19 protein-coding genes and 1 tRNA gene are annotated in these 26,314 nt (G+C 33.9%); 17 read left to right on the top strand and 3 right to left on the bottom strand.

Annotated features, from left to right (window positions below; all coding sequences use genetic code 11):
• The 17 genes from Q0783_RS03830 (at position 1) to Q0783_RS03750 (ending at position 22,570) form a co-directional block, all read left to right on the top strand.
• A complete protein-coding gene (locus Q0783_RS03830) occupies positions 1-1,275 on the top strand; it encodes an Nramp family divalent metal transporter (protein ID WP_298893441.1) in 1,275 nt (424 codons plus the stop codon).
• A gap of 22 nt (positions 1,276-1,297) precedes the next feature.
• On the top strand, positions 1,298-2,386 hold the full coding sequence (locus Q0783_RS03825; RefSeq protein ID WP_298893440.1) for a polysaccharide lyase family 7 protein: 1,089 nt from the start codon (positions 1,298-1,300) through the stop codon (positions 2,384-2,386).
• 9 nt (positions 2,387-2,395) lie between these two features.
• On the top strand, positions 2,396-3,166 hold the full coding sequence (locus Q0783_RS03820; RefSeq protein WP_298893439.1) for an SDR family oxidoreductase: 771 nt from the start codon (positions 2,396-2,398) through the stop codon (positions 3,164-3,166).
• A 160-nt stretch (positions 3,167-3,326) separates the two neighbouring features.
• A complete protein-coding gene (locus tag Q0783_RS03815) occupies positions 3,327-5,894 on the top strand; it encodes a chondroitinase-B domain-containing protein (protein ID WP_298893438.1) in 2,568 nt (855 codons plus the stop codon).
• Between the two features lie 11 nt (positions 5,895-5,905).
• Positions 5,906-8,194, top strand: a complete 2,289-nt coding sequence (locus tag Q0783_RS03810) for a heparinase II/III family protein (protein WP_298893437.1) — start codon at positions 5,906-5,908, stop codon at positions 8,192-8,194.
• A gap of 12 nt (positions 8,195-8,206) precedes the next feature.
• Positions 8,207-8,554 carry a cupin domain-containing protein gene (locus Q0783_RS03805; protein WP_298893436.1) on the top strand — a complete coding sequence of 116 codons (348 nt, stop codon included), beginning with the start codon at positions 8,207-8,209 and terminating at the stop codon, positions 8,552-8,554.
• 310 nt (positions 8,555-8,864) lie between these two features.
• Complete coding sequence (locus Q0783_RS03800; RefSeq protein WP_298893435.1) at positions 8,865-11,972, top strand: TonB-dependent receptor; 3,108 nt, start codon at positions 8,865-8,867, stop codon at positions 11,970-11,972.
• A 15-nt stretch (positions 11,973-11,987) separates the two neighbouring features.
• On the top strand, positions 11,988-13,439 hold the full coding sequence (locus tag Q0783_RS03795; RefSeq protein WP_298893434.1) for a RagB/SusD family nutrient uptake outer membrane protein: 1,452 nt from the start codon (positions 11,988-11,990) through the stop codon (positions 13,437-13,439).
• 18 nt (positions 13,440-13,457) lie between these two features.
• A complete protein-coding gene (locus Q0783_RS03790; protein ID WP_298893433.1) occupies positions 13,458-15,425 on the top strand; it encodes a PKD domain-containing protein in 1,968 nt (655 codons plus the stop codon).
• A gap of 120 nt (positions 15,426-15,545) precedes the next feature.
• On the top strand, positions 15,546-16,475 hold the full coding sequence (locus tag Q0783_RS03785; RefSeq protein WP_298893432.1) for a polysaccharide lyase family 7 protein: 930 nt from the start codon (positions 15,546-15,548) through the stop codon (positions 16,473-16,475).
• A gap of 151 nt (positions 16,476-16,626) precedes the next feature.
• The gene (locus Q0783_RS03780; protein ID WP_230934471.1) at positions 16,627-17,328 is read left to right on the top strand and encodes a FadR/GntR family transcriptional regulator; all 702 of its coding nucleotides are present in this window, start codon (positions 16,627-16,629) and stop codon (positions 17,326-17,328) included.
• A gap of 26 nt (positions 17,329-17,354) precedes the next feature.
• Positions 17,355-18,641 carry an MFS transporter gene (locus Q0783_RS03775; RefSeq protein ID WP_298893431.1) on the top strand — a complete coding sequence of 429 codons (1,287 nt, stop codon included), beginning with the start codon at positions 17,355-17,357 and terminating at the stop codon, positions 18,639-18,641.
• 33 nt (positions 18,642-18,674) lie between these two features.
• On the top strand, positions 18,675-19,439 hold the full coding sequence (locus Q0783_RS03770) for an SDR family NAD(P)-dependent oxidoreductase (protein ID WP_298893430.1): 765 nt from the start codon (positions 18,675-18,677) through the stop codon (positions 19,437-19,439).
• Between the two features lie 52 nt (positions 19,440-19,491).
• Positions 19,492-20,511: a sugar kinase gene (locus tag Q0783_RS03765; protein ID WP_298893429.1), complete on the top strand. Its 1,020-nt coding sequence runs from the start codon at positions 19,492-19,494 to the stop codon at positions 20,509-20,511.
• Positions 20,512-20,520: 9 nt separating this feature from the next.
• Positions 20,521-21,189, top strand: a complete 669-nt coding sequence (locus Q0783_RS03760) for a bifunctional 4-hydroxy-2-oxoglutarate aldolase/2-dehydro-3-deoxy-phosphogluconate aldolase (protein ID WP_298893428.1) — start codon at positions 20,521-20,523, stop codon at positions 21,187-21,189.
• Between the two features lie 7 nt (positions 21,190-21,196).
• Positions 21,197-21,727, top strand: a complete 531-nt coding sequence (locus Q0783_RS03755) for a LacI family DNA-binding transcriptional regulator (RefSeq protein WP_298893427.1) — start codon at positions 21,197-21,199, stop codon at positions 21,725-21,727.
• Positions 21,728-21,736: 9 nt separating this feature from the next.
• Positions 21,737-22,570 carry a DMT family transporter gene (locus Q0783_RS03750; RefSeq protein WP_298755204.1) on the top strand — a complete coding sequence of 278 codons (834 nt, stop codon included), beginning with the start codon at positions 21,737-21,739 and terminating at the stop codon, positions 22,568-22,570.
• 163 nt (positions 22,571-22,733) lie between these two features.
• On the opposite strand, the gene Q0783_RS03745 is transcribed toward Q0783_RS03750, so the two are convergent.
• The 3 genes from Q0783_RS03745 to Q0783_RS03735 form a co-directional block, all read right to left on the bottom strand.
• Positions 22,734-22,807: transfer RNA gene (locus tag Q0783_RS03745), tRNA-Asn, on the bottom strand.
• A gap of 85 nt (positions 22,808-22,892) precedes the next feature.
• On the bottom strand, positions 22,893-24,218 hold the full coding sequence (rseP, locus tag Q0783_RS03740) for an RIP metalloprotease RseP (protein WP_298893426.1): 1,326 nt from the start codon (positions 24,216-24,218) through the stop codon (positions 22,893-22,895).
• 79 nt (positions 24,219-24,297) lie between these two features.
• Positions 24,298-26,232 carry a M1 family aminopeptidase gene (locus tag Q0783_RS03735; protein WP_298893425.1) on the bottom strand — a complete coding sequence of 645 codons (1,935 nt, stop codon included), beginning with the start codon at positions 26,230-26,232 and terminating at the stop codon, positions 24,298-24,300.
• Positions 26,233-26,314 lie beyond the last annotated feature (82 nt).

Here is a 26,314-nt window from a genome sequence, read left to right as displayed (position 1 = left end):
ATGGAAGCACCAACAATTAAAAAAACTTTTCTCAAAAAGATAATTACCATAATATTAGGTTTTGGTCCAGGGATTTTTGCAATAGGTTATACTATAGGTACAGGTAGTGTAACTTCAATGATAGTTGCGGGAAGTAAATTTAATATGCAATTACTTTGGGTGCTTTTTTTAAGTTGTTTATTCTCTGGAATTTTAATGTTTGCATACGGAAACTTTGCATTAATAACAGGAGAAACAGCACTATACGGATTTAAAAAGCATTTGAAGTTTGGTAAAGTATTGGCTATCTTAATTATTGTCGGTATTACATTTGGACAATGGAATTCACTCATGGGAATTTTAGGAATTTCATCAAATATTATTTTCGAAATTCTGGTACTTAATTTTGAAGGATTAAGTACTCATGAATATGGAACTGTTTTAACGATAGCAATTATAATAATTGTTACGTTTTACCTGTTGATGCTAGTTGGTAAGTACACTTTTTTCGAAAAGATATTGATCATATTTGTTACACTAATGGGCATGTCATTTTTGCTTTCATTATTTTTTGTACAGCCACTTCCAATAGATGTTGTTAAAGGTTTAATACCTACTATTCCAGATGTGCCAGGCGGTAAAATGTTAGTTGCTGCTTTTGTTGGCACTACTATGGCTGCAGCGACGTTTTTATCTCGCCCATTATTTGTTAAAGGAAAAGGTTGGACGATTAAAAACTTAAAGCAGCAAAAAAAAGACGCCATTACAGCTGCTATTTTAATATTTATAATCAGTGGTACCATAATGGCAGTTGCTGCTGGTGCTTTATTTTATAAAGGCATAGAGGTTAACCATGTACTAGATATGGCAAACACTTTGGAGCCCGTTGCAGGCAAATGGGCAGTCACTATTTTCTTTTTCGGGGCTTTGAGTGCTGGTTTATCTTCTATTTTTCCTTGTTTGCTAATAGCGCCACTTTTGGTTGCAGATTATCAATCTGGAACGATAGATACCAATTCACGCCAGTTTAGAATTATAACAGCTATAGCATGTTTGGTAGCTTTAATTGGTCCGGCATTTGGCGCAAATCCTATAGAAATTCAAATATTATCACAGGTGTTTAATGTATTTGTATTGCCAATTGTAATATTAGGAATTATACTAATGTTAAGTAGCAAAAAGGTGATGAAAGGTTATAAGACGCATCTTGGTGTTTATATTGGGATGTATGCAGCATTGTTCTTTTCTTTAGTGATTTCTTATAACGGTATAATAGCATTACTAGAGTATTTTTAATAGCATTCAAATACATAAAGAAATGAATAAAAAACATATCATATCATTAGTAACAGTTTTTACTCTTGGTGTTTTTTTAATACTAAGTAGTTGTAACAACACTGAAAAAAAGTCAAATAAAAAAGAAGGGCAAAAAACCGTTTACGCAAGTGATGTTATTCCATTTTTTAACGATTGGAATTTAATTTTAGGAGATGGCTCAAATGTTGGTCATGCAAATAATTTTGAACATGAAGATTTCTTTTATACAGCAAATGATGGTAAAGAAGATTGGGTAGTTTATAAAGCACCCAATGCAGGAAATACCCACGGGACTTCAAATAATTGTAGAACCGAATTAGCTCAAGTAAAAAAATGGTATCCAGCAATTGCTGATGATAAACTATCAGCGACGCTCAAGGTCATGAATGTATCATCAACAGGTGATGCTCGCGTAGCAGCTTCTTATTCCGTAGTTATTGGCCAGATTCATAGTGCCGATGGGCATGAGAATGAGCCACTTAAAATATTTTACAAGAAATTCCCAGGTCATAGTAAAGGGTCGGTTTTTTGGCACTATGAGATTAATACAGCTGGTGACGATAATTCTGGACGATGGGATTACTCTACTGCTGTTTGGGGTCATGACTTTTCTGTAGTTGGTACTAGCGAAAACACCTATCCAGAAGAACCTAAAGATGGTATTGAATTAGGGGAAGAATTTAGTTATAAAATTGAAGTTAAAAATGGTATTATGAACTTGACATTTACCAGTAAAGAACATAAGACTAAAACATTTACAAAGAACTTAATCGAATCAGAATATACTACAAAAGATGACATACCTGAACAAACCCAAAGCTTGTTTGTACCAATAGGACAAGATGGGTTAGAGCGCAAGAACGCCTATGCTGGTGAAGGCTGTTTTTTTAAATTAGGGTCATATAACCAAACCAATGGAAAGTCACCAGACGTAAATAAAAACTGGTGTTCTGGTGCTGAGACACATGGTGGAGATATACATAAACAATATAAAGATGGAAATTACGCTGAGGTTTGGTTTAAAAAAGCAAGTATAACTGTAAGTGATACATCAGTATCTAATCAAGGCTATTTTACTAAAAATGATTAATTCAATGATATGAAAATATATAAAAAATTAACTGGGAAAAAAGTGCTCATTACTGCTGGAGCTCAAGGTATTGGTGAGTCTATTACTAAACACTTTATTGATAATGGTGCCCATGTGGCTGTCCACTATTTTTCTAGCGCAAATACTGCAAATCAATTGGTTGAATATGCAAAAGGCAAAGGACAAAAAGCGATTGCTATAAGTGGTGATTTAACAAAGGAAGACGATGCCAATGCGCTAGTTAAAAAATCGGCAGAGGCATTAGATGGTTTAGATATACTAATTAATAATGCCGGATCACTAGTTGCACGTAAATTGCTAAATGAAATGGAAACTGAATTTTGGAATAAAGTCATGGATATCAATCTCACATCTATGATGTTTGTTACAAGAGCTGCATCACCTTATTTAGCAAAAAACATCAATAGTAGTATCGTTAATTTGGCATCATTGGCAGGAAGAAAAGGAGGCCACCCAGGTTCTTTAGCCTATGCTACTAGTAAAGGTGCTATCTTAACTTATACAAGAGCACTTGCAACCGAGTTTGGTACTCAAGGGACTCGAGTTAATGCAGTAGCTCCAGGTTTAATTCTTGGCACTTCATTTCATGACACACACACAACAAAAGAATCAGCAGCTGCAACAATTTCTGGTATTCCAATTCAAAGAGCAGGTAATGCTGCAGATGTAGCTCGAGCAGTCTTATATCTCGCATCTGAATATGACGGTTTTATTACTGGTGCTACTCTCGATATTAATGGAGGTGTTTACAACATGTAGTTCGTCATTAAAGTTGATGTGGTTAAATACAAATCAGAACTAATTACTCGTTAAAAAAACATATACTAACTAAGTACATTCAACGTAAATATTCGATTTCAAAAATTATTCTTATATTTGGTTAACCAGTTTGGTTAACCAGTTTAACAATACATTTAAAATGAAAAATATTTTACTTTGTTCTTTATTACTTTTTTCTTCATTAGTAATAAGCCAAACGACTTATAATATCACTAGCCCTGAAGCATTAGAGAATGAGGTTTATGGACCAGGAGATGTAATTATTTTAGCAAATGGAACATACAATACTGAAGAACGAATAGACTTTATTGGTAATGGAACTGCAAGTGAACCTATTGTTTTTAGAGCAGAAACACCTGGAGGCGTTATTTTTACTGGTGGTTTACAAATGAATATTGGTGGTGATTATGTTATCGTGGATGGCTTTCATTGGCAAGGAGGTTTTGGAGCTAGCAATTTTATTCAATTTAGAAATGGGACTGATTATGCTAATTATAGTACAATTCAAAATTGTGCGATTGATGGTTTAGCAATACACCCTGATGATGTAGCCGATGATATGGCGAACAATTCTATTACAAAACATAGATGGATTGTACTTTACGGAACTTACAACAATGTGATTAACTGCTCTTTTATGAATAAATCAAGTGCAGGTGCCCTAATATTAGCAGAATACCAGTATAATGCTGAAAATGATCCTTGTGCAACAGTTGGGCACACCATAAGTAATAATTATTTCTATAACTATGAAAAAATTGATAATACGTTAAGTAATTCTGGTGATAGTGAGACTATTCGTATTGGTTCTAGTGGAAATCAAAATGTAAATAGTAATGTTGCTGTAATCAATAACTATTTTGTTGAGGCTGATGGTGAAAATGAAATCATCACCAATAAAAGTAAAAACAACATATTTATTAATAACACTTTTAGAAGATGCAGAGGGTCTTTAGTATTGCGTCATGGTTCTGATGCGACGGTTGATGGAAACTACTTTTTAGGTGAAGACGTTGAAGGCACTGGAGGAATCAGAATTACCGATAGCAACCATGACATTACGAATAATTACATTCAAGATTGTATTACAGTAAATAGCCAGGCCAAATGGAATAACGGTATAACATTTTTAGGTGGTAATGATAATAATGCAGTTCCTTGTACATCTACTAATACTACAAATGGATACCAAAAATCTGAAAATATTAACCTGTCAAATAATACCATAATAAACACTAATGCACCATTGTTTTATAACACCGATAAAGGGTCAACCGATCCAACAGGAACTGTTTCTGATAATTTAATTTATTTCGCTGCGGCCAATCCAAATATATCAGATATTATTTCTGGTGATACACCTACGTCCTATGCTAATCTGGGTACAACTTTAATGTACACAGGAAACGTTTATAAAGGAACTGTTTTAGGTGAAACCAATACAGGCTTCTCTGAAGAGACTGGAATAGCAGCAACAGCAAATGGTGAAATTTTTACGTTTTCTGGACCTGGTTCTTCCGGAAAAGGTGCTGATATGGGTACTTATGAACCAACAACCGACGCTATGGTTGGTTATGGAATAGGAGCATGTTTTGTTGATAATTTAGGCGCTAGCATTTTGGATGGTGATTGCACCATTAGTGTATCAGAAACCTTAACTGTTAGTAGCTTGCCAGAGTTTACCTTTAATGCTGGTAGTAATGATGTTTCTGTAAATGCAAACGTAAGTTGGACAGCTGTATCTAATGACGCTTGGATATCTATTGATATTAGCTCAGGAACTGCTAGTGCAATTGTTTCAGTGACAGTTGCTGAAAATACAGATGTAAACAGTAGAGCAGGTACCGTAACTTTTATGCAAGACCCTGGAGGTGATGATATTGTAAGAATCTTAAATGTTACACAAGAAGGTGCAGATTTAACAGAGTTATACGACCTAATTAATACAGGTCTAATTGATGACCCTGTTACCATTCACTCTTTTTCGCAAGAACAAGTAGAGCCTGCTAATAATAAATTTAACTACGCATCAAACACATTAGATAAAGATACTGAAACACATTGGACAGCCCAAGATGGTGCTATTTTACCAGGAGATAACAAAGGCGATGGAGAATATGTTATTTACGATTTAGGTAGTGAATATGAGCTTGATTTAATACAAATCGCTACAGATGACAAGAATGATCCTTATGGTTTACAAGTCTGGCTGTCTACAACGGGAACAAATGCTTCAGATTTCACAATGGTATTACCAACAACTGGAGATTTATTAATTACTACAACAACTGGCGTAAATGATGCTTTTGATCAATATGAGATAACTGCTAATGCACGCTATGTGAAATTAATGGGTTATGGAAGATTTAATAGTGCAGGCGATACTAGAGTAAGCGTATGGACGAATATTACAGAAATAGAGTTCTTTGGTAATCAAAGGTTATCAATTAGTGAAGTTGATTTACAAAATAGCATATCACTTTATCCTGTTCCTGCTAAGGATAAATTGTATATTAAAGACATAAATAACCAGATTGATTTTATTCAAGTATATAGTTTAGATGGTAGAAAAGTTATTGAGAAAACTATACATACAGCCTCTGAAGAATTAAGTATAGATACATCATCATTGATTAATGGAGCATACATTCTTAGCTTATCAAATAGAAATCAGATCATATCAAAAATGATAGTTATTTCAAATTAATGTTACAAACCATGACACTAGGACATAATATAACTTTAAAATTTGCAATAGTAACTCTTGTTTTTACAATGATTTCTTGTAAAAATGAAAACACTTCTATTTCAGATAATAATTCTGAAACTATAACTTCTGAAGAGCATCCAAATTTGATTTTAACCAAAGAAGGCGTTAAAGCTATTAGAGCAAATTTAGGAGAGATTCCAATTTTTGATCAAACATTAGCTAAAGTTCAAGAAGAGATAGATATTGAAATTAATAATGGTTTTGATGTCCCAATTCCTAAAGATTATTCTGGAGGTTATACGCATGCAACACATAAAAAAAACTATAGTTTAATGCAAAAAGCTGGTGTGTTGTATCAAATTCTTGATGATGAAAAATATGCCAATTTTGTAAAGGATATGCTGTTTGAATATGCTAAAATGTATCCAACATTACCTATTCACCCTAAACCAAGATCTTATGCAAGAGGGAAACTGTTTTGGCAATGCCTGAACGATTCTAATTGGTTGGTATACACAAGTCAAGCCTATGATTGTATATACGATTACTTAACAGAGGAAGAGCGTAATAATTTAGAATCAAACTTGTTCAGACCTTTTGCGGATCATATTTCAAAAGATAATCCTCAATTCTTTAATCGTGTTCACAACCATAGCACCTGGGGAAATGTGGCTGTTGGAATGATTGCCTTGGTAATGGAAGATGATGCTTTATTGCAGAGCGCATTATATGGTATAAAAAACATTGATTTAGATAAGAGTTTAAAAGACAATGACGGTGGCTTCATAAACAAAGATGGGAAAAAGGGCTTTTTTGCAAACTTAGATGAACCTTTTTCTCCAGATGGTTATTATACTGAAGGACCTTATTATCAGCGTTATGCAATGTATCCCTTTTTAATATTTGCTCAAGCACTTCAAAACAAAAAACCAGATTTAAAAGTTTTAGAATATAAAGACGGTGTATTACTTAAAGGAGTTAACGCATTATTAAATTTATCTGATGCTGATGGCGATTTCTTTTTGTTGAATGATTCTCAAAAAGGAATGTCCTATTATAATACGTCTTTAATATCAGCTGTAGACATTGCCTACCATTTTGGAGGTAATAACCCCGAATTATTAAGTATAGCAAAAAAACAAAGTGAAGTCACACTTGATGACGCAGGTTTAGCAGTAGCACTTGGTATAAAAGAAGGGAAGACAAAACCTTTTGATAAAAAATCTATTGAATTATCAGATGGAGCAAATGGTGATCAAGGAGCAGTAGCTATTTTGAGAAGTGGTAATTTAGAGTTAGTACATAAATATACAGCACATGGATTAAGCCATGGACATTATGATAAATTATCGTTTGCCCTTTTCGAAGATGGTAAAGAAATTATTCAAGACTACGGAATGTCACGTTACGTTAATATCGAACAAAAAGGTGGTGGTAATTATTTAAAAGAAAATAAAACTTGGGCCAAACAATCTATTTCACATAACACATTGGTGCAAAATGAAACATCTCATTTTCAAGGAAAATATGATATTGGGAGTAAGCACCATTCATACAAATATGTGTTTAATGCTGATAATGAAAACTTGCAAGTATCCAGTGCAAAAGAAGACAATGCATATCCAGGAACCAAGTTGCATCGAACCTTTGTAACAATAAAAGATAATGATTATGACAATCCTTATGTTTTAGATATTATGAGAGTAGAATCTGAAACAGCTAATCAGTATGATTTACCACTCTATTATTTAGGACAGCTAATACAAACAAGTTTTGAATATACAAAAAGTGACGTTCCGCAAATTTTAGGTAATAAAAATGGGTATCAACATTTATATAATGAAGCTAACGCAATAACTAAAGGCGAAAATATAAAACTAAACTGGTTGCTAAATAATAAATTTTACAATTATACTGCGGTAACATCAAAAGGAGACGAAGTTATTCTTGCTAAAATTGGCGCGAATGATCCAGAATTTAATTTACGTCAAGAACCTGCGCTTGTTTTACGAAAAAGAAATTCAAAAAACACGGTGTTTGCTTCAATTATAGAATCAACAGGTGTATATAGCCCAGTGTCTGAATTAGCTATAAATTCTAAGAGTAATATAAAATCTATTGAGGTTGTATTAGATTCTAAAGATTATACAGCAATTCAAATCATAACAAATAAAGATAAAAAAGTAATGTTTGTTATTTCTAATCTAAATAATGATAATGAAATAGAACACAAATTAAATATAAATAACAATGAGGTGTCCTGGAAAGGTCCTTTTATCTTAAAAGAAATCAACTAAAAATTAAAACACATGAAAACATTTGGAGCAAGTAAAGAATTTATCTTAGACAAAGACCTTGAATGGGAAAAGGTAGGAGAGGGCGTAAAGCGAAAAATAATGGGCTATGATGACAAAATTATGTTGGTAAAAGTACATTTCGATAAAGGAGGAATTGGTTACAAGCATGAACATTATCATAGTCAAGTGACTTACGTAGAAAGTGGCGCTTTTGAGTTTTCTATAGGCGACGAAACCAAAATCGTAAAAGGAGGAGATACGGTTTATATCCCACCACATGTATTACATGGCGCAACTTGTACTGAAGAAGGTGTCTTAATTGATGTATTTAGCCCTATTCGAGAAGACTTCATGGAGTAAATATTTAATTTTTTGCTAGTTTTTTTATCGATTTGTGACTTTTAGGTATAATATTTTACGAAATCGTTGGATTTAACAAAAATTTATATATATTTGGTAAACCAATCTGGTAAACCAATTTTTTTTAAACTAAAAAAAGGACAGGGTGGGCCTATCCTTTTAAAAAATACTTCTTTAAACCGAAGTAAAAAAAATGATGTAATTACTTAAAAGTAAATACATAAGCAAAGGTACAAAAACATATTAATTTGCTATGCATTGACTTCAAGTAATTGTAATTACTAACTAATTCAATTCAAAAAGATTAATTATGAATTTAAAAAACAAACTGCTGCTAATAGTTTTATTACTATTCAGCGTAACAATGTTTGCCCAAGACAGTTTCCTACTCAAGGGTAGCGTTGTTTCTGAAGTCGATAGTCAACCTATTCCAGGTGTAAACATTTTAGTTTTAAAAACTACAAGAGGGGCTTCAACGGATTTTGATGGAAAATTTGAAATCCAAGTGACAAAAGGAGATGTACTTCAATTCTCTTATTTAGGTTTCGTGACAAAAACAATTATTGTTGGAGATCAAACAACTGTATCCATTTCACTTGTTGAAGACGCAAGTAAACTTGATGAGGTTGTAGTTATTGGTTATGGTACTCAAAAGAAGAGTCATTTAACAGGAGCGATTTCTAAGGTAACTAATGAAAAATTAGACCAAATACCTGTTTCAAGGGTAGATGATGCCTTGATAGGTCAAGTATCTGGGGTTAATATCCAATCAACAAATGCAGAAGCCGGTGGTGCACCTACCGTTACTATTAGAGGTGTTGGATCTATTACAGCAGATTCAGGTCCTGCAGTTGTAGTTGATGGTGTAGTTGTTAACTCTGAATTTCTTGGTAACATTGATATGAACGATGTGGAGTCTTTTGAAGTGTTGAAAGATGCTGCATCAGCTGCTATTTATGGTAGTGAAGGTTCTAATGGTGTTATACTTATTACTACAAAAAGTGGTCAGGAAGGAAAAACAAGATTTAGCTATCAAACCTACCTAGGTTTTAAAGATGCACATGGAAGTGATGATTATAGAAAAAGTGTAGCAGATTGGGCTAGAATAGAGCAGGCTGCAACAGGTACACTTTCAGGAGAAACTTTATATGCACAATTATTAGTTGCTACCACAGGTATTGATAGAGATTGGCAAGATGTTTTTTTTAATGGTGGTACTATTACAAGTCATTCCTTTGCAGCGCGTGGAGGATCAAAGAGTACTAAATTTAGTACATCCTTAAGATACCTTCATGATGAAGGTGTTGTAATAACCGATGATTACAAATTGTATACGGCAGCCCTAAAAGTTGATTCTAAATTAGGTGATAGGTTTAAGTTTGGAGTTAGAGCTACGCCATCTTATACTGAGCAAAGAAGATTACCTACATCAATACATAATCCTACACGTCAATCACCATGGTTGCCAATATTTCATACCGAAGAGACACTACAATTTATTAATACGGATACATATCCTGATGTAGGTGTAGGAGATTACTTTTTAGAGAATCATTTAATAAACTTGGATTTGGACAACGATGGTAACAACGAAAGACCTCGTACTTCGGGAGATTCAAACCCATATCAACAATATGTTGAGAGAGAACATTATGAGTTTAATACTAAGTTATTTGGTTCTACATATTTAAGCTATGAAATTTTAGACGGATTAACAGCAAAAACATCTCTCGGTATTACTTTAGAACAAAGAAAGAGAACAAGATGGGACGGTACAAATTATCATGCATCCGGAGCAAGTAGAGCACAATATGATTTACAGAATAGATTTCGTTCAAGAGTGATTTCAGATAATACGATTTCCTATAACAAAATATTTAATAATGATCATGAGTTTAATTTACTGGTAGGTATGACCGTACAGCAAAGAAAAAGTGAAAACAGCGGTGTTATCGGTAATGGGTATACTAATGATTTGCTTCCAAACTTGCAAGGTGCTACTCAAATAGCTAATTATGGTGAGGTGAATGAAAACAGAAAGAAAGTAGGTTATTTTGCCAGAGTTAATTATGCTTATAAGGATAAATATTTATTCAATGCTTCTTTTAGACGTGATGGTAGTTCTGTTTTTGGGATCAACTCAAAATGGGGTAATTTCCCAGCCGCATCTGTAGGTTGGAATGTACACAATGAAGATTTCTTATTAGATAGTGATGTCATAAGCAGATTAAAGTTTAGAGCTAGTTATGGTTTTACAGGTGCTGAGAATTTTAATGTAGGTGATGGTAATGTAAATGCATGGCCTTATTTGGCATTGTTACAAAATTCAAATGCTATTACTGGAGGCAATATAACTCCTGGTGTTTCACCACTTAACATAGCAAATACTTTGTTACAATGGGAGGCTTCAGAAGAATTTAATCCTGCAGTAGATTTTGGATTTTTAAATAATAGAATATCAGGATCGTTGGATTATTATCAAAGAACTAGTGACGAATTATTATTAGAAAATCCTGTGTCTTACGTTACTGGATTTACAAGCGGTATTGTGAATTTAGGTGAGGTGCAAAACAGAGGATGGGAACTAGAGTTAAGAACTAAAAATATCTCAAGAGAGAATTTCTCTTGGAGTTCAACTCTTATAGCATCTACTAACCAAAATGAATTACTAAGTTTTGGTGATTCGAATAATGCGCTAATAGAAGATACTTATGGTAGAAACTCACAATGGATTAACCGAATAGGTGAACCTATTTCATCTTTCTGGGGTTATGTAGTAGATACCGAAGCTTATAATGATACTGATTTCAGAACAACTTATGTTGACAATCCTTGGAATCGAATTAATGGTCAAGCCGATGATACTATAGTAAGAGATTTAAATGGTGATGGTGTAATTACCGAAGAGGATAAAACTATTTTAGGAGATCCTTACCCAGATTTAATATATAGTTTTACTAATGACTTTAGAATTGGAGCCTTTGACTTCTCGTTTATGGTACAAGGAAGCCTTGGAGCCCAAGTAAATAATATAGGGGATCAATACTTCTATAATTGGTTTGGTAATAGAACCAGAAGTGGTGGAGAAGCACAAGCAGTTGCTGATGGTCTTGTACCACATGAATCTTTCATTCAAGAAAAAGTGCTAACAAGTGAAGTTATTGCAAGTGCAGACTACTTTTCACTGCGAAATGTAAGCCTTGGGTATAATTTACCAGATGATTTAACATCAAAATTAGGTTTAACAGGTCTAAGACTTTATGCTACAGCTCAAAATTTGATTTACATCACTGCTGATGATTATCATGGTTTTAATCCAGAACATGTAGATGGTAATAATCCAAGAGCTTATGGCTCTCAAAGAGCGGGTACACCTATATTTAAAACAATAACATTTGGTCTAAACGTTGACTTTTAATAAAAAAAACTTATTATGAAACATATAAAATATTTAGTCTTTGCCATTACAGGACTTATTTTTACTTCCTGTAGCGATGATTTTTTAAATCCATTGCCAGACACTGCAGTTGCAGTAGAATCGTTTTTCCAATCTGATGAAGATGTGTTAGCTGGAATTATTGGAATTTATGACTCCTACCAAGGTGTTAATGAAAACACACAAACTAATATTGGTAGAGCAAATAGAGGAGTCCAATTTTTACATCTTCTAACAGAACACCGTACCGATAATACTAGAAATGCAACACTCGAAGGTTCGAAATCTGATTTTCACAGATATGTGGTTAATGCCAACAATGTAGAATCTGAAGATTTTTATCAATCAATGTATCAAGTTATTTTCAGAGTTAATAATGTTCTGAGCTTTATTGATGTTGCAGACGAAAGTAATCAAGCAAGTTATGCAGCTGAAGCTAAATTTTTAAGAGCTTATGCGTATTTTAACTTGGTTAGATTATATAGTGATGTGCCTTTAGTTACTTCGGTAGTTGGTCCAACAGATAGCGAAGCACTTTTTACTAGAACTCCTGTAGCACAGATTTATGTACAAATTGTAGAAGATTTACAAGAAGCTGTTAATAATTTAGATAACTCTTTTAAATCAAGAGCATCAAAGGCAGCAGCACAAGCGTTGTTAGCAAAAGTATACTTAACGCAGTCAAGTCCTAATTATTCTGGAGCACAGCAATTATGTGAATCTATTATCAACAGCGGAGAATTTGATTTAGAAAGTAATTTCAGCGATGTGTTTTATTCAGAATTAAACAATGAAATTATTTTTGCTATCCAATATGAAACAGGAAATTCTTTAGAAAGCCAAAGTTTTTCTTCTGAATTTACTTCAGCATTCCGTCAAGGAAGAGAGGATGGTCAAAACATTGTTAATACAAATCTTTTTTTAGATTTTGCAACACATGGAGGCAATAGAACAGCAGCTTCTATAACTAATCTTGGTATTCTTGGTCAAGATGATAATGAAGTGATAAAATTTTTACCTGATGGATCTGATATTACGACCTCGCCTCCTTCATATGGTGGGAATGCTCGAAATGCTGGTAATGATTATATCGTATTGCGTTATGCCGATGTGCTTTTAATGCATGTTGAGGCGATTATGGCAGGAGGTTCACAAACAAGTAATTCAAACGCTTTGAATTCTTTTCAAGAAGTAAGAGACAGGGCTGGGTTAACCGATTTAGTTTCTAATATTACAAAAAACGACTTGCTTACGGAAAGACGTGTTGAATTAGCATTTGAGAATCAACGTTGGTTTGATCTACTTAGATTTGGCGTTGCAGAAGAAGTATTAAGCGCACATGCAACAGACAGAGGATATGTTTTTTCTGGTAGAGACTTACTGTTACCTATTCCAGCAAGAGAAATAAATCTAAGTGGTGGTCTTTTGACGCAAAACCCAGGATATTAATATTTAAATAATTAAACGATGAAAAATAAAATAAATATTTTCCGTAATACAACATTACTGGTAAGTGTCTTTATAGCTAGTCTTTTAGTTGGTTGTACACTTCGAGACGATTTACCAGGCGCTAATTCTAAAGCTGACACTGTGCCACCTGAAGCTAACTTTTCTTATGCTTCTGATAGCAATGATTTTAGAACGATTAATTTTACTAATCTTTCTTCTGAAGCAACTACCTTTGCATGGGATTTTGGAGGAGGAGCTACTTCTGACCTACAAGATCCAACCCATACGTTTGAGGCTGGTGAAGGTACATATTCTGTCACTTTAACTGCTAGCGATGCATTAGGTGCTGTAGATACCGTAACTATTGAAGTTATAGTAGCAGAAGGTCCATTTCAACCAATTATTTTAGAACCAGGTTTTGAAGATGATACCTTGCCTGGTGGTGGTGGCGATGGCCGTGACTCATGGAGAAATAGTGATTTAGGCGGCGTTATTCAAATTACGGGTAGTCCAGTAACATTTGGAGATCAAGGAGCTAAGTTGCCGTTACCTGCAGGAGATCGTATAGGTTATCAAGAAATTACTGTCGAACCAGACACAAACTATGATCTAAGATATTATTATACAATGTTGGATAATTCTTCTAATCCATCATTAACTGTATCAATTTTAGGTGTAACAGAGTTTGGGTCTCCTGAGACTACACAAGAAGCTCTTGATGCTACAATCGCTTCTGTAACTGTAACCGATGATTCGGAACCTGCTGTATATGTTCAATCGACCTTAACATTTAATTCTGGAATCAATAATACCGTTGCAATTTATTTCACCAATGGTCCTGTTGAAGCTAGACTTGATGACTTCACGATTGATGTAGCACCTGAAGGTGCTGTACCTCCATCTGCAGGATTTAATTCTGTTCAGAGTGAAACTAATTACTTGGAATATACATTTAATAACTCATCTACAGGTGCGACAAGTTACCTATGGGATTTTGGTGATGGGAATACTTCAACAGAAGAATCTCCTACTCATGTTTATGACACACATGATATATACACAGTGACACTTACAGCTACTAATGATGCAAATCTGTCAACGTCTTTAAGCCAGAACATTGATATACAAGCACCGGTCACTGCTGCTTTTACCTATTTAGTTGATGGATCTGACTATAGAACTTATGAGTTTATGGATGCTTCGGAAGGAGCAGTAATGTTATTGTGGGAATTTGGAGACGGCTTCCAATTTACAGGCATGAATCCTTCGCATACTTATACTGAAGATGGGATTTATACAGTGACTTTAACAGCAACTAGTATTACGGGAAGTATAAGTGTTGCAACTGAAGAACTTATAGTAGCTGAAGGCTTTGTCGTACAGGTTTTAAATGGAACTTTTGACCTTTATGGTACAACACCTGGATGTGATGGTGAAAGTACTGGTGATAATGCTGATGCTTGGGATATGACACCAAACTCTACCATTAAAGATTGTGATGGAAATGACATTCCAAGCCCGTATGATCCGCTTTGGGATAACGGTGCTTTAGATTCATGGCTTGACGCCTTTTATGGTGATAATAGTGAACAAGCTGGGTCTACTTCTAGTGGAAACAACGGAACTAGAGGAGCAAAACTTGACGAAACAGGTCGTCGATTGTATCAGGTTGTTCAAGTGCAGGTAGGAGAGACATACACGTTCTCTATTGACGCAAGCACAACAGCTGGAGGGATAACTTCCGAAGTATTTATATTAAATACAGAAATTGCAGATGAGGTAGGTATTAATGCCTCGACTTCTGATCCTGCAATTGATGCCTATTTTGCAATTCCAAATACTTTCGATACAGATGGTGGTGCTTATAATACCCATACATTCCAATTTACAGCATCTACGAATGAGATTGTTATTTATGTTAGGAATGTTGATGTCATAGATAATGTTGCTGAGGCTTTCTTTGATAATATAATGATCACAGATTAGAAATAAGCATAAAATTAAAAACCACCCAGAAACTAAATGTGTTACTGGGTGGTTATAAAACAATTGAGACGAAGACATATGAGCTGACTTCGTAATTATTATGAATAATTAATATATAAAATGAAAAACTTCCGAAAAGAAATATTAACAATTCTATTGATGGTATTCATATCAGTTAATGTTTCTTCTCAAGAAAAGAGTAGTAACGTAACAGAATCGGATAAAAAAACTGAAAAACAGGATAAAAAAAGAAAGAAGAAGAAGAAAAAAAAGAAAGTAAAATTACCTGATATTGACTTGTCTCATTGGAAAGTCACTATTCCAATTGCTAATGATAAAGGAAAACCTTATGAAGTTGAAGCACCTGAGATATTGGATTATGCAAATAATGAGAAGCTGAAGACATATATGTATAATGATTCAGTTAAAGGAGCATTGATTTTTTATGCGAAACCAACAAGTTCAACCACAAGGAATACAAAGTATTCCAGATCTGAGTTAAGAGAGCAAATGATTCCTGGTGATAATAATACCAATTGGACCTTTAAACAAGGAGGTGTTATGAAAGGCAAACTTGCCATGGAAGAGGTGTCAAGAGATAAAAATGGTAAATACCATCGTGTCATTATCATGCAAATTCACGGTAGATTAACTAATGAACAACGTGATCTTATAGGTGCAGATGATAATAATGCGCCACCAATATTAAAAATCTATTGGGATAATGGAAAAATAAGGGTAAAAACTAAGGTGTTGAAAAATTTAAACTTATCTGATACCGATATTTTGCATGAAGAGGCTTGGGGAAATGATGATGGATTTAATTTTGAAGAAAAAGTTGGATTTAAAAAGTTTACACTCGAAGTCAAAGTATCTGAAGGTAAGATGGTTATTATTTTAAATAATACTGAATATAAAGTTTATGAAAATGTTCATATGACAAGATGGGGAATATTTGAAAACTATTTTAAAGCGGGAAATTATTTTCAATCGCGAGATGAAGGCGCTTTTGCTCGAGTAAAATATTATAGTTTAGAAGTTAATCATTAATGTAAAAATTTGAATTGGTCTCTTATTGAATTCTACTTATTTCAAAAGGATAAGTAGAATTCTTTAAACACTAACAAAGATTTAATGTGACTTGCATATTATTTCCCTAAATTTAGATTAAAACCAGCAGACAAAAAAAGAGCTTAAGATTATGAAAATAGACATACTAGCAAAAAAGGATAGTCAAAGTGTTCAGAAGACAATTATATCTAATATAAGAGAGCTTATAAATCGTAAAAATCTTGAACCTGGAGACAAGTTGCCTTCTGAAAGAATGCTGTCTGAAAAATTTGGAGTTACCCGAAGTAATGTGAGAGAAGCTATTCAAAAACTTGAATTCTATGGCTTATTAAAATCGATTCCGCAAAGCGGAACTTTTGTCGCAAATATTGGAGTGATTGCTATGAATGGTATGATTGAAGATATTTTAAGATTAGAAGATCCAGATTTTAAATCTTTGGTTGAAACAAGAATATTATTAGAACTTAAAACAGTTCGTTTGGCTGCTCTAAGACGAACAGATGAAGATCTTGAAAAAATGAAAGAAGCACTCGAAGCTTATACTAAAAAAGTGTTAGACGGTCAAGATGCAGTACAAGAAGATTTACTATTTCATTTAGCTATAGCAAAAGCTAGCGGGAATAGTACAATGAATACATTTATGCTTATTATCACACCAGAGATCATAACTAATTTTGAAAAATATCATGTGTGTGATAAAAGTTTAGCTCGAAATGGAATTCAAGAACATCAAGAAATATTTGAAGCTATAAAAAGCCAAAACCCTCAATTGGCTAAGGAGAAAATGAAAGAACACTTTAGTGTGTTATATCAGTATTGTTACAATGTTTAACTAATTAACACACACAACTTTCAAATATGAAATTAAAAGGATTAAGATGGTGGATTATAGGTTTAATCTTTGTTGCCACCGTAATAAATTATATTGATAGAACAGCTTTTGCTTTACTTTGGCCAGAAATGGGTAAAGATTTAGGCATGGATAAAACAGATTATGCTTTAATGCTTAATGTGTTCATGTTTACTTACGCAGCAAGTAAATTTTTATCAGGAAGATTATACGATAAAATTGGTACCAGAATAGGTTTTGTTTTATCAATAATAGTATGGTCTCTAGCTGCTGCTTTTCATGCAGTCGCAAAAGGCGTAATGTCTTTATCAATAGTTAGAGGTTTACTTGGTTTAGGAGAGGCAGGTTTATGGCCTGGAGCTGTAAAAAATAATGGAGAGTGGTTTCCTGTAAAACAAAGAGCCTTGGCACAAGGTATATTTAATTCTGGAGCCTCTATTGGTAATGTAATTGCTCCAATAATTATCGTCTATTTATACGCGCAATTTGGTTGGAAATCTACTTATGTAATATTAGGTCTTTCCGGTATTATATGGGTATTACCTTGGCTTGTTATTAACAAAAAAACTAAGCCAGAAAATCACCCTTGGATGACAGAAGGTGAAAAAAACATGTTACTTAATGATCGTTTAGCCAATAACGTAGTTGAGGTTGAAGGTGCTAAAAGTTTAAGTGTTGTCAAAATATTGAGTTACAAACAACCTTGGGGAATTTTACTATGCAGATTTTTTATAGAGCCTATTTGGTGGTTCTTTGCTGGTTGGATGCCAATTTACCTAAATTCCAAATTTGGTCTAAGTATAGAAGAAATTGGAAATACTATGTGGATCTCTTATCTAATGGCAGCTGCTGGAGGAATATTAGGTGGACTATTTACTGAAGAAATAATAAAACGCACATCTACAGATTTTGGAAGAAAAGCGAGTATAGTTTTAGGAAGCGTTTTAATTATTATAGGTTTTGTATCTATTATATTATTTGTAAATGATTCTAATTATATGACCTTCATATACCTTGCTGGATTAGCACTTTTTGGATTTCAGTTTGCAATTGGTAATATACAAACACTATCAAGTGATTTATTTAGAGGGCCATCTGTTGGTACTTTAGCTGGATTAGCCGGAACTGTAGCGGCATTTTCGGTTATGATTATGAATTGGTTTATTGGTAGAATCACAGAAGGAGGATCATACACTCCTGCGTTAATAACGATTACATTGTCAGTAGTATTAGCCGTGTTAGCAGTTCTTATTTTAATTAAAAAAGTAAAATTAGTTATAAACGAAGAAAATTAATAAATATAAAATTTAAAAATAACCATAATTAATATGAGTGAAAATAAAGGAAAAGTAGCCATAGTAACAGGAGCTACAGGAGGTATTGGTTTTGAAGTAGCAAAAAGACTAGGTCAAGATGGATATACAGTAGTTCTAAACGGTATTCAAGATGATGAAGGAGCTAAACGATTAAAAGAGCTTACAGATCAGGGAATTACTGCTGAATACTATGGGTTTGATGTTACAAATGAAGAACAAGTAACAGCTAATATCAAAAACATAGGAGAAAAATATGGAAAAATAGATGTGCTAGTTAACAATGCTGGTGGATTAGGTGGACGGTCTCGATTTGAAGACATGACAACCGAATTTTATAGGTTTGTAATGGCACTTAACTTAGATTCTGTGTTTTTTGCTTCAAGAGCAGCAATACCTTACCTGAAAAAAGGAGAACATCCTTCTATAATTAATTACACATCTAATGCTGGATGGACAGCAGGAGGTCCTGGAGCAGGAGTTTACGGAACCTCTAAAGCTGGTGTTCATGCTATAACCAGAGCTTTAGCAAAAGATTTAGCTGAATATGGAATTAGAGCAAATGCTGTATCTCCAGGTACAATTGACACACCATTTCACGCGCAAATTAAATCCACTAAACCAGAAGTTTTTGCATCTTGGGCAAATAATATTATGTTAGGAAGGTTAGGTCAACCAGAAGATGTTGCAGGAGTCATTTCATTTTTAGCTAGTCAAGATGCTGCTTTCATAACAGCCGAAACCATTCAAATTGGAGGAGGACAAGCTTTAGGAATTTAAAAAATAAAGCTGTTAGATTTAAAAAGATAAAAATAGTATTTAAATTTAGAGAATGAGTAAGATTGTCACATTTGGTGAAATCATGTTACGTCTTTCCACAGAGCGCTTTTTAAGATTTTCTCAAGCCAAATCATTTAACGCTACTTATGGAGGAGGAGAGTTTAATGTAGCTGTATCTTTAGCTAATTTTGGGGTTTCATCTGAATTTGTTACAAAATTACCTGATAATGAAATAGGAGAAAGTGCATTGATGGAAATGCGTAAACGAAACGTAATTTCTAAAAATGTTCTTTTTGGAAAAGACCGTTTAGGGATTTATTTTCTTGAAACAGGTGCCGGAACTAGAGCAAGTAATGTCGTTTATGATAGAGCTCATAGTGCTATGGCTAAAATTGAAAAAGGCACGTTTAATTGGGAAACAATACTTAAAGGAGCAACTTGGTTTCACTGGAGCGGAATTACTCCTGCCATATCAAACTCTGCTGCTGAAGAATGTCTTGAAGCAGTAAAAGCTGCTCATAAATTAGGGCTTACAATCTCATGTGATTTGAATTATAGGTCCAAATTATGGAAGTACGGCAAAGAGCCTCATGAAATTATGCCAGAACTCCTCAAGTACAGTAATGTCATTTTAGGAGATATTGATACCGCCTATTTTATGCTAGGTCGCCATAAAGAAAACCCTAACTATCAAGACCTAAAATCGCTACCTCTTCTTTATGATAAAATAATAGAGGAATGCCCAAATCTAGAACTTATAGCAACTACCCTAAGATACTCTGTTAGTGCGTCTCATCAAAGAATTGGAGGAATTCTATATGATCGGAAAAACATTTATGATGCTAATATAAAAGAAGTTACACCTGTTGTTGACCGTGTTGGAAGTGGAGATGCCTTTATGGGTGGATTGATTTATGGATTACTAAACTCGGAAGATAAGCAACGTGCAATAAATATTGCTGTAGCTTCTTGTTGCCTTAAACATACCATATATGGCGATTATAACTTGGTGTCAATTGATGATATTAATAAGTTCTTAGATGGAGAGAACACAGGAAAAGTATCCAGATAAATTAGAGATATGGCAAAATATTCGAGATTAGAAGTTATAAATGTAATGTCTAAAACAGGACTTGTGCCATTGTTTTATGATTCTGATATAGAGCATTGTAAAAGTATATTAAATGCTTTGTACAAAGGAGGAGCAAGGCTCTTAGAGTTTACAGCCAGAGGAGATTTTGCTGAAGACATCTTTGCCAAACTTAATATTTATGCTTTGGCAAAACTTCCAGGAATGATATTGGGAGTAGGTTCTGTGACTGATGCTGCTTCGGCCTCGAGGTATATGGCATTAGGAGCCAATTTTATTGTGACTCCAGTATTGCGAGAAGATATAGCTATAGTTTGTAACAGGAGAAAAGTACTTTGGTCTCCTGGTTGTGGTTCTCTTTCTGAGATTGCTAAAGCCGAAGAGCTTGGTTGTGAAGTTGTAAAACTCTTTCCAGGTGGAATTTATGGACCTGATTTTGTAAAGGCAATTAAAGCACCACAACCTTGGACTAGCATAATGCCTACTGGAGGTGTGTCACCAACAAAGGAGAATTTAAGTCAATGGTTTGATGCAGGAGTCACATGTGTTGGAATAGGCTCAAAGCTTATTAAGAAAGACGCTAATGGAGACTATGATTTAGAAAGTATTGAAACCACGACTCGAGATGCTTTGCAAATAATTGAAGCCATAAGAAAATAATTATATTGTGTCAACAATTACACTAAAAGAACTCTCACTTGTATCAGGTTACTCAGTATCTACTGTATCTAAAGCACTTAACAATAAATCGGATATAAGTAAAAACACAAGAGAGGTTATTAAAACGATAGCTAATAAATATAACTACATTCCAAATACTTCTGCTGTAGCTCTGAGGAAAAAGAAAACCAAGGCGATCTCTGTCATTGTTCCTCAAGTAAATACATCTTTTTATAGTTGCTTTTTGTTCAACATTGAAAAAATTGCATATTCTCGAGGCTATAGAGTGATACTATTTCAGTCTTTACAGGATGCTTCCAGAGAAAAGGAATTTATAAATAGTAGTAATGATGGTAGTGTTGATGGGATCATCATAATTTCATGCAGTACAGAACTTAATATCGCTCCCGAAGAAAAAAATATCTTACCTGTAGAGTATGTTAAGATTAATGATATTATTTCCGAAGCTCAATTAAAAAAGGAAAGTATAATGCATTTTAGTAATTTGCTAAGACGGATAACAAAGTTTAAAAGTTAAAAGTACTCTATGTTTAAAAAAGCAATCGTTTTAATGATTATAAGTGCTTTTGCTTTTGCTATTTTAAATGTATTTGTCAAAAGTCTAAATCAATTTAATGTGTATCAAATTGTGTTTTTTAGATCAATAGGTTCTTTGGCTTTTACAATTCCATTTTTATTGCATCATAAGATTTCTCTTTTTGGTAAAAAAAGAACTTTACTCGTTTTAAGAGGTATTGTAGGTTTTGTTGCAATGACTCTTTTTTTTTCCTCAATTAAACATCTTTCTATGGGATCGGCCGTTTCTATACGGTATCTTTCTCCCATTTTTGCAGCGCTATTTGCCCTTGTTTTATTAAAAGAAAAAATAAAATATTTACAATGGGTTTGCTTTGCTATCGCTTTTTTTGGAGTACTTATATTAAAAGGGTTTGATGCACAAATCAATGAACTAGGTTTATTGTATGCAATGTCATCTGCTTTATTTACAGGATTAGTATTTGTAATAATAAGAAAGATTGGAAATAACGATCACCCGATTGTGATTGTGAACTACTTTATGATCATTGCTGCATGTCTTGGAGGTCTTTTTGCAATTTCTGAATGGAATAATCCTGTTGGTATAGAATGGATAATTCTTTTAAGCCTTGGAGTTTTTGGTTATTTCGGACAATATTATATGACCAAAGCATTTCTAATAGGTGAAGTCAATCAAGTTGGTCCATTAAAATACATCGAAGTTATTTTTACTATGTTAATTGGTGCAATTTGGCTTGATGAAATTTATACTTTTTGGAGTTTTATAGGTGTGTCGTTAATTATTATTGGATTAACATTTAATGTGATTATTAAAACGAAATAGTTTAGACATAAATATATTGATTATTGAACTTTTGTTTGCTCCTATTTCCTGAAAGTGCTCTGGACATGCTTTGAGCTCCTCGAAATACTTCGCTTTCGAGATAAACTTTTTGCCCAATTCGTTGTACAAAAAAACCCATCACTTTCGTGACAGGTTTTATTTGCTCCTCTTCTTGGGCTCGAACCAAGGACCCTCTGATTAACAGTCAGATGCTCTAACCAACTGAGCTAAAGAGGAGTGTTTATCGCTTTAGCGAGCGCAAATATATATTATTTTTTAGGTTTAAAAAAAGATTTTTTTAAAAAAATTGCTTAATTTTTTTCTAAATCCAATCGTTGATATTCGCAAATAGAACTAAGGTGATTAAAATCACGAATCCAACAAGCTGGGCACGTTCTAAAAACTTCTCGCTAGGTTTTCTGCCTGAGATGATTTCAAATAATAAAAACATCACATGACCACCATCTAATGCAGGAATAGGTAACAGGTTAAGTACGCCTAACATGATTGATAAAAAGGCAGTTAATACCCAAAATGCTTGCCAGCTCCAAAAAGGAGGAAATACTTCATAAATTGCTTTGAAACCTCCAACACCTTTATAAGCTCCAGTACTAGGTGTAAATATGGCTTTTAATTGTGCACCATACTTTCGTAAGGTATCCACAAAATCAAAAGCACCAGCACCAAAACTTTCTCCAAACGTATAGGTTTGAATTGTACGATCAAAGTAACCCAACTCAACAAAGCGATCTTCATCATATCCAGCTTGAAATCCAAATTTACCTTCACCATCAACTTTTAATTGCTTGGTGATTTCTTCTTCGCCTCGCAGCAGTTGAACAGTTAAGGTTTCGTTTTTATAACCAGTCATTAACGAGTCTAATTGATCGAAATATCTTAGTTCTTTTCCATCAATAGATGTAATAATGTCTTTTGGTTTAATGTCCGCATTTTTGTTCAATGATGTATCCGCTATTTTACGAATCATAAATGGAATGCGTCGTTCAAATAGGTCTCTACTTTTTGCAGATGAAAACTGACCCAGAAAATCTTCAGGTAAAGTGATTACTTGCTCTTGACCATGTCTTCTTATGGTGAATGTTTCAGCTCCAATAATATTAGACTTAACGTCATAATCATTGACAACTGCAACATCATTAACTTTTATAATCTTATCTCCTGTTTTAAAACCAATGTCTTGTAATAGTTCATTTTCAATCCAATACCCATCTTTTAAGCTCTCTATAGTAGTGGTCTTGTCTCCGTATACAAAAGCAACAAACACGTAAATGAAATAGGCTAATATGAAATTAACGGTGACACCACCTAACATGATAATCAAACGTTGCCAAGCTGGCTTAGAGCGAAATTCCCATGGCTGAGGTGGCTGCGCCATTTGCTCTTTGTCCATACTTTCATCAATCATTCCGGCAATTTTTACATAACCACCAAGTGGTAACCACCCAATACCATAAACAGTTTCTCCAATTTTCTTTTTGAATAAAGAAAACTTAATGTCAAAAAAGAGGTAAAACTTTTCTACTCTGGTTTTAAATAGTTTCGCTGGTATAAAATGTCCTAATTCGTGTAATACGATTAGTAATGAAAGACTCAGTAAAAATTGAGATATTCTTATTACAAACTCCATGTATCGTTAGTCAAATAAAATTCTAGTCGACAAAAGTAGTGTTTTAGCAGCATTTAGAAAATTTTAATCGGTTTAATGGCTAATTTTTTAACACCGATTTAGTAATGATGCCTTCATTGGTTTGAAATTGAACAAATAATAATCCAGATGACCAGTAGGATGTATCTAGTGTAGAACTCCAAGGCAACTGATTTATTAATTGCCCAAGTGTATTGTAGATTCTAATTTCTGAAACTTCGGTAGCTTGAGGTTTTTCAATATGAAGTACCTCAGATGTTGGATTAGGATATACAAAAAGCTCTGGATTGATGTCAAACTCATCTGTGCTTAATAGCACGTTATTATTTGCTGAGATCAAATCAGATTCTGGATCGAATAAAACAGTTTGTACCGTAAAGTTTACAGTTTCCAAAAAGCTTTGCTGATTAGTTGTATTATCTAAAACAAGGTCCATTTGCTCACCAAGCGTTCCTATTAATCGTATAGGGACAGGTGCTTCAAAATAGGAAACCGAAGCATGACTTTGTGTTTGTTCTATGGTTATTCCTACTTGATTAGTTGTTGGTTGATTCCAGGTAATTGTATAGCTAGGATACCCTTGGTTATAAAGCCAATCGTTAAAAAATTCGGTCAAATCTTCTCCCGACGTTGCTTCAACAATAGCGATAAAATCCTCAGTTTTAGCATAATCATAGGCATGCTCAGATGTATTTAAATAATCTTGAAGCGCTTGATAAAAGGTAACATCACCAAGCTTTTTTCTAAGCATATGTAATACCATAGCACCTTTGTTATAAGAAAGACGACCGCTAAAAATTCTTCCAACGGATGTCGTATCTGCATCTGAAAGATAAACGGCTCCATTAGGTGCAGCTGTAATTGAACTATTTCGTTGCTGTTTCCAGGTTGTGAATGCATTATTTCCGTCTAAATGTTCAATGACAATCCCAGACAGATAGGTTGCAAAACCTTCGTTGAGCCAAATATCTTTCCAACTACCACATGTAATTTTATTCCCAAACCATTGATGTGCCAATTCATGAGCAATTAAGTTTCGCCCAAAACTCCCCATAAATGATACTGTAGTATGCTCCATTCCTCCGCCCCAACCAAATTGTGCATGGCCATATTTTTCATTAGCAAAAGGATATTCTTCAAACAAATCATTAAAAAGATTCATTATAGGTACTGTAACAGCTGTGCCGGCTTGAGCAGTACTTAAACTTTCGGGATAAACATAGTTCACAATTTCAAATGGGTTTCCGTTGTTAGGAACCGTTTGAGTGTACACACTATAATTTGTTGCGGCAATGGCAATAAGATATGCAGGAATAGGGTAGCGGTGTTTAAAATGTGTTGTTTTTTCGTTTCCATTTATAACCTGACTTTGTTCTAGTCCGTTTGATACCGAAATGTATTCTTCGTTTGATGGGTTAAACCTAGGTGTCGTCATAAAGACATCTATAGAATCTATTTTGTCAATGAGGTCTTGTTTACAAGGCCACCAAGCTTTAGCTCCATATGGTTCAGAAAGTGTCCAGATGATTGGGTCACCATTATGTTGATTCTGTTCAAATGAACCTAGTCCAGCAAACTCAGGATTTCCAGAGTAACTTACCGTTAAAGAATCTAAAGTTCCTGTACCTAAAGTTGAAGGAAGTGTAATGATAAGTTCATCACCAAGATGCGAGTATGATAATAGATTACCACGTTGTAAAACCTGATTAACGGTCATATTTGATGACAAATCAAAAGTTATGGTGGTCATATTGCTCTTAGCTGTAAAATAGGATGTGATATCTCCTGTGATAAATGAAACGGCAGGATCTATGTCTAATTCCAATCTGTGATATTTTAAATCGTAATTGCCAGTATTTAAGTTTGAGCGTTGCATGATGCGGTTTAAGGCAGATTTTGCTTCGGCTTCACGGATGGTATTTAAGGTTTCGTTGTAATCTTGAGAAAATGATACTGTCGAAAACAGTCCCAAAAAAATGAGTAGTCTTAACTTCATGGTAATAATCTTTTTCTTTTTTAACAATATAGCTTGTTAAAAGTAGTCATTTTGTTGCTATTCTGTCGTATTTTTGCACTCA

Source organism: uncultured Psychroserpens sp. (assembly GCF_947500255.1).
Lineage (GTDB): Bacteria > Bacteroidota > Bacteroidia > Flavobacteriales > Flavobacteriaceae > Psychroserpens.
This window is presented reverse-complemented; position numbering and strand designations above follow the sequence as displayed.